We start from the raw sequence: 12,412 nt of genomic DNA, 5'->3' as shown, positions 1-12,412 counted from the left end.
TATCGAACAATTTTATGTGGGAAAATTTTTGATATTTTTTACCTGAGAGCAGAAGTTTTGTGCGAGGAGAGGGGAAATCCGAGGGAAATTTCGCTCGCTTGGGTCTCGCTGCGTTTAGGGGTATAATCGTTCAAATTATGTATAAATAACCAGTAGCTAAGCCATGATCGATCCCTCTCTTTTACTTGACGGTTTAAACGACAAACAACGCGAAGCGGTGGCGGCACCGCTTGAAAACCTGTTGGTGCTGGCAGGGGCCGGTAGTGGCAAAACCCGGGTGCTGGTGCACCGCATCGCTTGGCTGATGTCGGTTGAACAGGCCTCGCCGTTCTCCATCATGTCCGTGACCTTTACCAACAAAGCGGCGGCGGAAATGCGCGGCCGTATTGAAGAACTGATGATGGGCAGTTCGTCCGGGATGTGGAACGGTACGTTCCATGGCATCTGCCACCGTATTCTGCGCGCCCATTATCTTGATGCCAAACTGCCGGAAGATTTTCAGATCATCGACAGCGATGACCAGCAGCGTCTGCTGAAACGTCTGATCAAAGCGCAGAATCTGGACGACAAACAGTGGCCTGCGCGTCAGGTGTCGTGGTGGATTAACGGCAAGAAAGACGAAGGGTTGCGCCCGGCGCACATCGACGCTTATCGCGATCCGGTGACTCAGACGTACCTGCAACTCTACACCGCGTATCAGGATGCCTGTGACCGCGCGGGTCTGGTCGATTTCGCCGAAATTCTGCTGCGCGCGCTCGAGCTGCTGCGCGACAACAAACACATTCGCGAACATTATCAGGCGCGCTTTAAGCACATTCTGGTAGACGAATTTCAGGACACCAACAACATTCAATACGCGTGGCTGCGCATGATGGCGGGGCCGCAGTCGCACGTGATGATCGTGGGCGATGACGACCAGTCGATTTACGGCTGGCGCGGGGCGAAAGTGGAAAACATTGAGAAATTCACCTTGGAATTTCCGAGTGTGAACACCATTCGCCTTGAACAGAACTACCGCTCGACCAAAACCATTCTCGAAGCGTCCAACACCCTGATCGCTAACAATACCGAACGCATGGGCAAAGAGCTGTGGACCGACGGCAACGTCGGCGAGCCGATTTCGGTCTACTCGGCGTACAACGAGCTGGATGAAGCGCGTTTTGTAGTAGGTAAAATCAAAGAGTGGCAGGACAAAGGCGGCATTCTCAATGACTGCGCGATTTTGTACCGCAACAACGCCCAGTCGCGGGTACTGGAAGAAGCCCTGCTGCAAACCGGATTGGCGTACCGCATTTATGGCGGCATGCGCTTCTTCGAACGTCAGGAAATCAAAGATGCGCTGAGCTATCTGCGCCTGATGAACAACCGCAACGACGACACCGCCTTTGAGCGCGTGGTCAACACGCCCACCCGTGGTCTGGGCGATAAGACGCTGGATACCGTGCGCTTTGCGGCGCGCGATCGCGGCTGCACCTTGTGGGAAGCCAGTGTGCAGCTACTGGACGAAAAAGTGCTGACGGGCCGCGCGGCTTCAGCACTGAGCCGTTTTGTTGAACTGATCAACGCGCTGGAAGATGACAGCGCCGAGATGCCGCTCCATAGCCAAACCGACCATGTGATCAAGACTTCGGGTCTGTTTGATATGTACCAGCAGGAAAAAGGCGAGAAGTCCAAAGCGCGGATTGAAAACTTGGAAGAGCTGGTCACTGCGACCCGCCAGTTTGAAAAGCCGGAAGAAGCGGACGAAATGACCATGCTGACCGCGTTTTTGACCCATGCGGCACTGGAAGCGGGTGAAGGGCAAGCGGATGAATTCGACGATGCCGTGCAGCTAATGACGCTGCACAGTGCGAAAGGTCTGGAGTTTCCGCTAGTGTTTATGGTGGGCGTGGAAGAGGGCATGTTCCCCAGCCAGATGTCGGCCGAAGAAGCAGGGCGCCTCGAAGAGGAGCGCCGTCTGTGCTACGTGGGCATGACCCGCGCGATGCAGAAGCTGTACATCACCTATGCGGAAATGCGCCGTCTGTACGGACAGGACAAATACCACAAGCCATCGCGCTTTATTCGCGAGTTGCCGGAAACCTGCCTCGATGAAGTGCGTATGAAAGCGCAAGTCAGCCGTCCGGCCAGCAGCGGCCGTTTCAGCCAGAGCGCGGTGAAAGAGAACTTCAACGAAACCGGCTTTACACTCGGCTCACGTGTGCAGCATCCGAAATTTGGTGAAGGCACCATCATTAACTTTGAAGGCAGCGGTCCGCAAAGCCGCGTGCAGGTCGCCTTTAATGGCGAAGGCATCAAGTGGTTGGTGACGGCTTACGCCAAGCTGGAAAAAGTCTGACCCGACGGATGAGTCACGAAAAACCCGGTCAGTGTACCGGGTTTTTTTACGTTTGCCGCCGACGGATAACACGCCATTTTTGAGCGATAGCAAAAGAAAAACCCCGAGGGGCCAAAGCCCTTCGGGGTTATAGTCTTACTCGCAGCAATCCGGCTACTAATAGGTGCTCCCTGCATCTATTCCTTGATAAGTATGCTGTATCCGTCAGCGTAATCCGTTCATCGCCATCCTAGCGGTGTCCTTGATCTTCCTGATCTGCTAACTATCCTGGTTAGCTCTCATCACTTGTTCCCTGAGCGGTGTCCTTGGCATCATCCTGATGCTGAGTCCTTGCCTCGTCCAGAGGAGTCCATTGTCATTCCCTTGTCGTCGCCTTCCTGGTAACGATTGAGTCCGTTCAATGTCCTGTTTGCTATCCTTGCCGATCATTCATCCTGAATAACCGTATCTTCTTCCTGAAGATCACCAATCCGTAGTGATTTCCTGTTCCGTGTCAGCATCCTTCCGACACGATTCATCTTACGGATTTCGCTCTGCGGGGCAATGTGAGGAAATCGATTACGTAGCGATTTATTTTGCTCTAATACATTGAGTTTATTTAAAAACAACCACTTACGATTTGTTGTTGTCCTTTTTGCCAGATAAAAAGCGAGATTACCCCACCGCTTTGTGCGAGATCTCTTACAAAACGGTGGGACGATCGATTACGTGAGGATCACTCGCCGATCGCGACCCCTTCACGACGAGGATCCGCCGCGCCTTCCAGACCTTGCACTGTGATGCGAATCGCGTGCAAGCCGGAGTTGAGATCGCGCACGGCGACTTTCACGCCCATCTTCTCCAGTTCCGGTTTGAGCTGCTCCGCTTGGGTGCCCTGTTCGACATCGGTTTCCCCAAAGCGGTTGAGCACATGCGGCTGGTTAATCGCGCTCTGAATGTCCATGCCCCATTGCAGATGGGCAATCAACGCCTGCGCCACATAGCCGATGATGCGGCTGCCACCCGGTGAACCGATGGCTAAGTAAGGTTGCTCGTTGTGCAGCACAATCGTGGGGGCCATCGAAGAACGCGGCCGCTTGCCCGGCTCCAGACGGTTGGCTATTGGGCGGCCGTTATCGTGGGTCGCAAAGGAGAAATCGGTCAGTTCGTTGTTGAGCAAAAAGCCGCGTACAAACAGACGGGAGCCGAACGCGTTTTCGATGGTGGTGGTGATGGACACCACGTTACCGTCACGGTCGACGATGTTGAAATGGCTGGTGGACGGCAGTTCGATGGACTGATCGGGGCTTTGCAGCATCGCATGTTGCCAAGGTGGCGTGCCGGCTTCGGCGCTGGTCAGGGCTTTGCCCGGCTGAATCAGCTTGGCGCGCTGCGCCAGATACCCGGGATCGAGCAGTCCTTCCGTTGGCATCGGCACATAATCCTGATCGGCCATGTACAAGCCGCGGTCGGCAAACGCCAGTCGTGAGGCATCGCCAATCACCTGCCACGATTTGGCGCTGCTGGCACCCCAGCCTTTGAGGTCATATTTCTCGGTCAGTGCCAGAATCTGGCCGACGGTCAGTGCGCCGGAGCTTGGCGGCCCCATGCCACACACCTGATAGCTTTGATACGGCGCGCACACGGCTGCACGTTGTTTGATTTGGTAAGCATCGAAATCATGCTGCGCCAGCACACCCGGGTTGCCCATCGCGGTCTGAACCGTGTGGACGATGTCTTCGGCGATTTCGCCCTGATAGAACGCTTTGTCACCGCGCTGGGCGATGGCGCTCAGCGTGGCGGCGTACTCGGGGTTTTTCAGCACGGAGCCTGCGGTCAGCGGCGAGCCGTCGGGCTGAAAGAAATAGGCTTTGGTGGCGGGGAAACGGCTCAAACGCTGCTGATCGTCGGCAATCAGCGTGGCAAGGCGCGGGCTGACTTCAAACCCCTCTTGTGCCAGTTTGACTACCGGCTCAATCAGGCGCGCCCAGGCCATTTTGCCGTACAGACGATGCGTCTCCCACAGCAGTTTGACGGTGCCCGGCGTGCCGACGGAGCGGCCACCGACCACGGCATCGTAAAATTTCAGCGGCTGGCCGGCGCTGTCGAGAAACAGCCGCGGCGTCGCATCGAGCGGCGCGGTTTCGCGGCCATCAAAGGTCGTGAGCGCCTTTTGCTTGGCGTCCCAATACACCAAAAAGGCGCCACCGCCAATGCCGGACGACTGCGGTTCGACCAAGCCCAGCATCAGCTGCACCGTCACCATGGCGTCGATGGCATTGCCGCCATCGCGCAGAATTTGCGCGCCCGCTTCGGCGGCGAGCGGGTTGGCCGCGGTCACCATCCAGTTCTGGGCTTTCACCAGTTGTTTGCTTGCCAGTCCGCTGCTTTGCTCAGGTGCAATCGCGTCGGTGACTTGATTTGGTGCGGCTTGCGCGGCGAAAGAAAATATCAGCCCTGACGTGGCGAGCGTTGCGAGAGTCCACTGCATACTCTTCTCCTTGTTGTAATGGTCAACATTCAGAGTGGCAGTGGACGTGGTGTTTTTCTAGCCAAAGATGATAAATATGCAACCTTGACTCAGAATTGAGGTTAACCGAGCAAGCCTGTCAGTGATTGCCACAGAATCATCACGCCGATCAGGGTGAAGATCGCGCCGCACAGCAGATCGATATAACGGCTGGCGGCCTGCAATTTACGCTGCAAACGCTGGGTTGACAGCATCCACGCCAGAGCGGCAAACCACAGCAGCGACAGGCTCCATAAGATCAGCAAGGCCAGGCTTTTGCCACCCAGTGACATGCCTGCCGGCACCAAGGTCGACATCAGGCTGACGAAAAACACCAGCGCTTTCGGATTCAGAATATTGGTCATAAAGCCGCGCGAGAAGGCTTGACGTTTGTTGCTCAGCAGCAGCTCCGGTTTGCTTGATAACTCGCCCGGGGCTTGTGACCAGTTGGCCAGCGTCGCACGCAAGGCACCGCTGCCGAGATAGAGCAGATAGCTGCCGCCGCACAACTGCAATAGGGCAAACAGCAGCGGCTGCTGATGCACCAGATAACTGACGCCGGTCAGGCTCAGCAGTGAGTGCAGTAAAATGCCGAATGACAAACCGAGGGCGATGTAGACACCGGTCTGGCGGCCATAACGCGTGGCATTTTGAACCACCAGCGCCACGTCGGGGCCGGGGCTCATCAGGGCGATAAAATGCACCGTCGCAAGGGTAATAAGAATACTGGCTTCATTCATGAAAGGATCTCCAACAACAGATGTCGTCATTGTGCCAAGCGCGCGTTCGCGCCGCTTGTAAAATTCTGACACTCAGTGCGAGTTGACCGCGGAAGGAGAGACGCCGTAGGTGTGTTTGAACGCTTTGGTGAAATGCGCCTGATCGTAAAAGCCGACCTGATGAGCCACGTCGGTGCCGGGCAGTCCCGCTTTCACCAGCTTCATGCCTTGCTCAAGACGCAGGCGGGTCAGCCAAGCATACGGCGTCATGCCGGTGCGCGCTTTAAAATGGCGCTGCAATTGTGTTGGCGTGAGATTGCACAAGGTGGCCAGTTGCTCTAAGCGCACGGCCTGATCGAGGTTGGCGAGCAGATACTCTTTTAAGGTGGCCAGCGACTGGGTGCCAAGCGCGACGGCATCTTTTTCTTTGATGGCACCATAGCGCGACACTAAACCGGAAAACCCTTCATACGGCAGGCAATCTTTGGCGAGTTGACACAAATCCGGCTGTGCCAGTTTCTGATGCAACTGGGTCAGGGACGCAAACACTTGCTGGTCGCTGACGATCAGGCGATCAAAGCTCATCACATCGCTGGGTTTACTCAGTTCGAGCGTTTGGTGAAACCATTCGGGTTCAATCGCGAACACGCGTACCTGATAGCCGGAATCGAGCAGTGAACGGCCGTCGTGCAGTTCATCCGGTGGCATGATCACCAGCTCGCCGTGGCCAACGTTGTGATGTGTGCCCTGATGGAGAAAACGCTGCTGCCCCTGAGTGATGAGCCCGAGGTGAAAATCGAGGTGATAATGGCGCTCGAACGCGAACTCATGATAGTCCGCTTCAATCAGACTGATCGCCTGATGAGGGGTGGTACTGTAGCGAACTTTGTCCATGATGATGTGTGTGCCCGGCGCTGAAGGCATGCACAGCGGCACGCCATAGAGTGAAACAGTGGTGAAAAAGTCGTCAAACACTTCTAGCGTAGCGAGGCGGGCGCCGTTTGTCTTGTAAAAAACGATCACCCGCCGTTGCGATGTGTTTTCAGCGCTGAATGGCTTCAGCGCGAAATTATTTCTGTGCGGTGGCGCTTCGCCGCCGCGTTACTTGGCGACCGCGTTGGCCAATGGTCGTTTGCGCCCTTGGGTCAGACCATCGACACTGAAGATCACCAGCGCGCTCCAGATGAAGGCAAAGGTAATCGCTTTGTCAGCACTGAAGTTTTCACCGTACACCAATACCGCCAGCAGGAACATCAGGCTTGGGCCGATGTACTGGAAAAAGCCCAGCGTCGAGAGTTTGAGCTCAGTCGCCGCGCCGGTAAAGCACAGCAACGGCAGCGTGGTGACGATACCGGCTGAGATCAGCAGCAGGTTGAGGTGCCAGTCGTTCACCAGCATGGAGCTGGTGGCCGAGTCGGCAATCCACAGCAGATAAATCGCCGCCGCAGGCACCAGCACCAGCGTTTCAATAAACAGGCCGGTTTGCGCATTCACGCCGACTTTTTTGCGCAGCAGGCCATACAAACCAAAGGTGATGGCCAGCGAGAACGCCACGATCGGCACCGAGCCGAACACTACCAACTGAATGGCGACGCCAATGGCTGCCAGAGCCACCGCAAACCACTGCAATTTACGTAGCCGTTCGCCGAGAAACAGCATGCCGAGCACCACGTTGAGCAGCGGGTTGATGTAATAACCTAAACTGGCGTCGAGCATGTGATTGGCGTTGACCGCCCAGATAAAAATCAGCCAGTTGCCGCCGACCAGCAGAGCAGTGGTCAGCAGATAGACCATCTTCTTTTTGTCGCGGAATACGCTCACTACACTGCGCCATTGACGGCCGAAATGCAGCAGCGCGGCCAGCAGGAAGAAAGACCAAATCACGCGGTGACTGAGAATTTCCAGAGCGGAAACCGAACTGATCGCTTTGAAATAGATGGGCGCAATGCCCCACATGGTGTAGGCGCTGATGGCCAGTATCACGCCTTTTTTGGCGTTTTGTTGTTCTTCGGGTGTCATGCTTTACTTCTCACTAAGATCGCGCACCGAAGGGTGGCGAGTTACCGGGCAGTATACAGGGCAAATCGTTTTCCTCGAACCATTATGTGCCAACGCACGTTCTGGCCTGAGCACGTTGCCCACGCTTGCGGCGCAATTACTTTGCCAATAGCGGTTTAATTCACCGCTAAACGCCTCTACAATATCCGGCTTATTGAAATGCCCAATCGTCTGCTTGCAGACCGCCACTGAGACCCAGCATGACCGCTACTTTAATCGCTGAACAATCCGACGCGTTGCCCGATCCGCAGACCATTCTGCGCGATGTGTTTGGCTACCAGACTTTTCGTGATGGTCAGCAGGAAGTGATCGAATCGGCTGTTGCGGGTCGTGATTCGCTGGTGATCATGCCCACTGGCGGTGGTAAATCGCTCTGTTATCAGATTCCGGCATTGGCGCGCGAAGGCGTGACGGTCGTGATTTCGCCGCTGATTTCGCTGATGAAAGACCAGGTCGATCAGCTTAAAGCCAACGGCGTGGCAGCGGAGTGCGTCAACTCGACCCAGAGCCGCGAGGCGCTGATTGGCATTTACAATCGCATGCATTCCGGCCAACTCAAGCTGCTGTATGTGTCGCCAGAGCGCGTGCTGACCGGCGAATTTATCGAGCGTTTGCACAACCTGCCGCTGGCGATGATTGCGGTCGATGAAGCGCACTGTATTTCCCAGTGGGGACACGATTTCCGCCCGGAATACGCGGCGCTTGGCCAGCTCAAACAGCAGTTTCCGCAGGTGCCGATCATGGCACTGACGGCGACCGCCGACGATGCCACCCGCAGCGACATTCTGTCGCGCCTCAACCTGACTGACCCGCACGTTTATCTCGGCAGCTTTGACCGGCCGAACATTCGCTACACGCTGATGGAAAAACACAAGCCGGTGTCGCAGGTGATTCGTTACCTCGACACGCAAAAAGGCCATTGCGGCATCATCTACTGTGGCAGCCGCAAGAAAGTGGAAATGGTGACGGAAAAACTGTGCAACAACCACATTCGCGCCGCTGGCTATCATGCCGGGATGGACGCCGATGAACGGGCGTATGTGCAGGAAGCGTTTCAGCGCGACGACATTCAGATTGTAGTCGCCACCGTGGCGTTCGGCATGGGCATCAACAAACCCAACGTGCGGTTTGTGGTTCACTTTGATATTCCGCGCAACATCGAATCCTATTATCAGGAAACCGGCCGCGCCGGCCGCGATGGCTTGCCCGCAGAAGCCGTGATGCTGTATGACCCGGCAGATATTGCCTGGCTGCGCCGTATGCTGGATGAGAAAAGCGACGGCCCGCAAAAGCAGGTGGAAACCCACAAGCTGACCGCCATGAGCAACTTTGCCGAAGCGCAAACCTGCCGCCGTCAGGTGCTGCTCAACTACTTTGGCGAATATCGCGACAAGCCGTGCGGCAACTGCGATATCTGCCTCGATCCGCCCAAACATTTCGATGCCACCGAAGAGGCGCGCAAAGCGTTGTCGTGTGTCTATCGCGTCAATCAGAGCTTTGGTATCGGCTATGTGGTGGAAGTGCTGCGCGGCATGCAGAACATTCGTATTCGCGAGCATGGCCACGACAAGATTTCGACTTACGGGCTCGGGCGAGATCACAGCCACGACTACTGGGTAAGTATCTTCCGCCAGTTGATTCACAAAGGCATGCTGCATCAGAACATCACGCGCAACTCGACGTTGCAACTGACCGAAGAAGCGCGTCCGCTGCTGCGCGGCGATATGTCGCTGGAACTGGCGGTGCCGCGTTTGGATACCGCGGTGCGCGCGGCCAAAGCGGATAAACTGTCGAGCAAAAACTACGACAAGAAACTGTTCGCCAAACTGCGCAAGCTGCGTAAGTCGATTGCCGATGAAGAAGGGTTACCGCCGTACGTGGTGTTCAGTGACGCGACTTTGATTGATATGGCGGACATTCTGCCGACATCGTATGGCGAAATGCTGGCGGTGAGCGGTGTGGGCCAGCGCAAACTGGAAAAATACGCCGACCCGTTTTTGGACTTAATTCAGGAGCATCTGACCTATCATGGCTGAGTTTGGTTTACGTGATTATCTGGCCAGTGACGGCCGCCTGATTGTGGCAACGCCCGCGTTTGATTTTGACTCCTTTCCGCCGCTCGGTGAGCGTTTGGTCGCGCTGTTGTCGGCGCGCGTGCTGGAAAAGCAGAGCGATGCCGATTTGCACTCGTGGCTGATTGATTTTGAAGGCTGCCACCTGATGCTGCGTGCCGAACACTACAGCGAATGTGTGTGGCTCGAAGCCATGGGGGAAGGCTTGGCCAAAGAAGAGCTCGATTTTATCGCCAGTTTACTGCGCCGCGGCATCTGAGTGCCAAAGCGCGACGGCTGTTCCATCTCGTCGCCATTTTCCTTTTTCTTTATTTTTCAACGCTTATGCTACTCCTACTCGGCTTAGAACAAGGAGAGCACCATGCGTCTGGAATCCATTCATCAGGATGTCATTTCGTTTGAGCGTTTTATCGGGCGCTGTATCCGTTACGCGCTGATCGCGCTGGGTTTGTTGCTGCTGGGCCTGTTGCCGGGCGTGCTCGGTTTTCTGCTGCTGGCGGAACTCACCGCTGTGCAGGCGTGGCTCAATGCGCTGTCGATGGTCAGCGGGCTGGAGCTGCCGTATCCGGTGGCGGATTTTCACCAATCAGCGTCGCTGCATCTGTTTCTCGCGTTTTATAGCCTGTTCATCGAAACCGTATTCTTCGTTGCGCTCGCCACGCTGTTTGCGCCGATCATTCACCGCGTGTTTCATCGCATGCATTGCGCTGAAGACGCCTAGCGGACGCATAAAAAAAGCCCCAAACGGGGCTTTTTCTGTCTCATCAGTTAGGCTTCGCCGATAAAGCCACCAGTCTGGTGCGCCCACAACTGCGCGTACACGCCGTTTTGCGCCAGCAGTTCCTGGTGGGATCCTTGTTCGACGATGTGGCCCTGGTCCATCACAATCAAACGGTCCATGGCGGCAATCGTCGACAGACGGTGCGCAATCGCAATCACGGTTTTGTTTTCCATCAGCTTGTCCAGGTTCTCCTGAATCGCCGCTTCCACTTCCGAGTCCAGCGCAGAGGTGGCTTCGTCCATGATGAGGATCGGCGCGTCTTTGAGCAGTACGCGCGCGATGGCGATGCGCTGGCGCTGACCGCCGGACAGTTTCACCCCGCGTTCGCCCACTTGCACGTCGTAGCCTGAGTGGCCGTTTTCATCTTGCAGCAGTTCAATGAAATCGTGCGCTTCAGCCTGACGGCTGGCGTGGATCAGCTCTTCTTCGCTGGCGTGCGGGTTGCCGTAAAGAATGTTTTCACGAATCGAGCGGTGGAGCAGTGACGTGTCTTGGGTGATCATACCGATTTGCTGGCGCAGCGATTCTTGCGTGACCTGCGCGATGTCCTGACCGTCGATCTCAATCCGGCCGGCGTTTAAATCGTAGAAGCGCAGCAGCAGGTTAACCAGCGTCGATTTGCCCGCGCCGGAGCGACCGACAATGCCGACTTTCTCGCCCGGTTTGAGGTGCAGATCGAGCCCGTCAAACACCGCTTTCTGGTCGTTGTATTGAAAACCAACCTGATGGAAGCGAATGTCGCCTTGGGTGACAGCCAGCGGTTTGGCGTGCGTCGCGTCTTCAATTTCAATGTCGTTGGCGATGGTGTTGATGCTGTCGATCACCATGCCGATACTTTCAAACATGCCGCGGATTTCCCACATGATCCATTTCGACATGCCCTGTAGGCGCAGCGCAATGCTGATGCCAATCGCGATCACGCCGACAGTCACGCTTTCCGCCAGCCACAAGTGAATCGACAGCGCCGCCATCGAAAACAGCAGCAGGTAGTTAATCAAATCCACGCTGTAGAGCAGGCTGGTGAGGGTGCGCATCTGCTGATACACCGTCGCCAGATAGTTTTTCATCCCTTTTTGCGCGTGTTGGGTTTCGCGCTGCGAATGCGAGAACAGCTTCACGGTGGTGATGTTGGTGTAAGTATCGACGATGCTGCCCGTCATGCTCGACTGTGCGTCGGCCTGAGCGGTAGAGATGCGTTTCAGGCGCGGAATAAAGAACACCTGGATCAGAATATACAGACACAGCCATGCCAGAATCGGCAACACCAACACGTCGTCGGCGCTGGCAATCATCACCAGCATCGAGACGAAGTAGACCGCGATGTAGACCGACAGATCAACCAGTTTCATCACCACTTCGCGCACCGAATGGGCGCTCTGCATCACTTTGGTGGCCACGCGCCCGGCAAAGTCACGTTGGAAAAATCCCACACTCTGTTTGAGCAGGTAACGGTGCACCAGCCAGCGAATCGACATCGGGTAGTTGCCGAGGATCGCCTGATGCAGCAGGTTGGAGTGCACAAACGCCAGCACCGGCATCACCACCAACACCAACAGCGCCATCGACAGCAGCGCGCTGCCGTTTTCCGCCCAGAAGTTGGCGCGTGAGCTGTTGCTCAGCATGTCGACCAGTTCACCCATGTAACGCACCAGCGTGACTTCCGCAATCGCCACACAGGCGCTGAGCAGTGACATCAGCAGCAGCGGTTTTTCAAACCCGCGCGTGTAATAGCGACAGAAGCCAAACAGGGTTTTGGGCGGTTGTTGCGGCTCGTGATCCGGAAACGCGTTGGTGAGATTTTCAAACCAGTGAAACATGAAAGTGACCTTGCTCTTTGAGGAGTAGTTGCAATTTGAATGTGGTTACTGACTTTTCATCGACAGAATAATCAGTAAAATGGCGGAATTGGTATAGTAATGATAATTAAAACGGTTCTCAATAACCTTTGGGTGATCT

General features: G+C 55.7%; 9 protein-coding genes. 4 read left to right on the top strand and 5 right to left on the bottom strand.

Going from position 1 to position 12,412, the window contains the following annotated elements; translation table 11 throughout:
- Positions 1–163: 163 nt before the first annotated feature.
- Positions 164–2,338 carry a DNA helicase II gene (uvrD, locus tag DYA43_RS13610; protein WP_020332525.1) on the top strand — a complete coding sequence of 725 codons (2,175 nt, stop codon included), beginning with the start codon at positions 164–166 and terminating at the stop codon, positions 2,336–2,338.
- A gap of 715 nt (positions 2,339–3,053) precedes the next feature.
- On the opposite strand, the gene ggt is transcribed toward uvrD, so the two are convergent.
- The 4 genes from ggt to rarD form a co-directional block, all read right to left on the bottom strand.
- Positions 3,054–4,808, bottom strand: coding sequence for a gamma-glutamyltransferase (gene ggt, locus DYA43_RS13595; protein ID WP_061057024.1), 1,755 nt, complete (start codon positions 4,806–4,808; stop codon positions 3,054–3,056).
- Between the two features lie 101 nt (positions 4,809–4,909).
- A complete protein-coding gene (locus tag DYA43_RS13590) occupies positions 4,910–5,566 on the bottom strand; it encodes a LysE family translocator (protein WP_032081434.1) in 657 nt (218 codons plus the stop codon).
- 72 nt (positions 5,567–5,638) lie between these two features.
- Entirely contained in the window at positions 5,639–6,439 is an 801-nt protein-coding gene (locus DYA43_RS13585) for a helix-turn-helix domain-containing protein (protein WP_024374646.1), read from the bottom strand.
- A gap of 207 nt (positions 6,440–6,646) precedes the next feature.
- Positions 6,647–7,564, bottom strand: a complete 918-nt coding sequence (gene rarD / locus DYA43_RS13580) for an EamA family transporter RarD (protein WP_061057023.1) — start codon at positions 7,562–7,564, stop codon at positions 6,647–6,649.
- A 239-nt stretch (positions 7,565–7,803) separates the two neighbouring features.
- Here rarD and recQ point away from each other — a divergent pair, with 239 nt between their 5' ends.
- The 3 genes from recQ (at position 7,804) to DYA43_RS13565 (ending at position 10,396) form a co-directional block, all read left to right on the top strand.
- Complete coding sequence (recQ, locus tag DYA43_RS13575) at positions 7,804–9,639, top strand: ATP-dependent DNA helicase RecQ (RefSeq protein WP_044367003.1); 1,836 nt, start codon at positions 7,804–7,806, stop codon at positions 9,637–9,639.
- The gene (locus DYA43_RS13570; protein WP_044367001.1) at positions 9,632–9,934 is read left to right on the top strand and encodes a DUF3630 family protein; all 303 of its coding nucleotides are present in this window, start codon (positions 9,632–9,634) and stop codon (positions 9,932–9,934) included. Before recQ ends, DYA43_RS13570 begins: the two co-directional genes overlap by 8 nt.
- 102 nt (positions 9,935–10,036) lie before the next feature.
- The gene (locus DYA43_RS13565; protein WP_061057022.1) at positions 10,037–10,396 is read left to right on the top strand and encodes a hypothetical protein; all 360 of its coding nucleotides are present in this window, start codon (positions 10,037–10,039) and stop codon (positions 10,394–10,396) included.
- A 47-nt stretch (positions 10,397–10,443) separates the two neighbouring features.
- Here the strand turns inward: DYA43_RS13565 and DYA43_RS13560 are convergent, their stop codons facing one another.
- A complete protein-coding gene (locus DYA43_RS13560) occupies positions 10,444–12,273 on the bottom strand; it encodes an ABC transporter ATP-binding protein (protein WP_061057021.1) in 1,830 nt (609 codons plus the stop codon).
- Between the last annotated feature and the right edge of the window lie 139 nt (positions 12,274–12,412).

Source organism: Vibrio fluvialis (genome assembly GCF_900460245.1).
In the GTDB taxonomy this organism is placed as follows: domain Bacteria; phylum Pseudomonadota; class Gammaproteobacteria; order Enterobacterales; family Vibrionaceae; genus Vibrio; species Vibrio fluvialis.
This window is presented reverse-complemented; position numbering and strand designations above follow the sequence as displayed.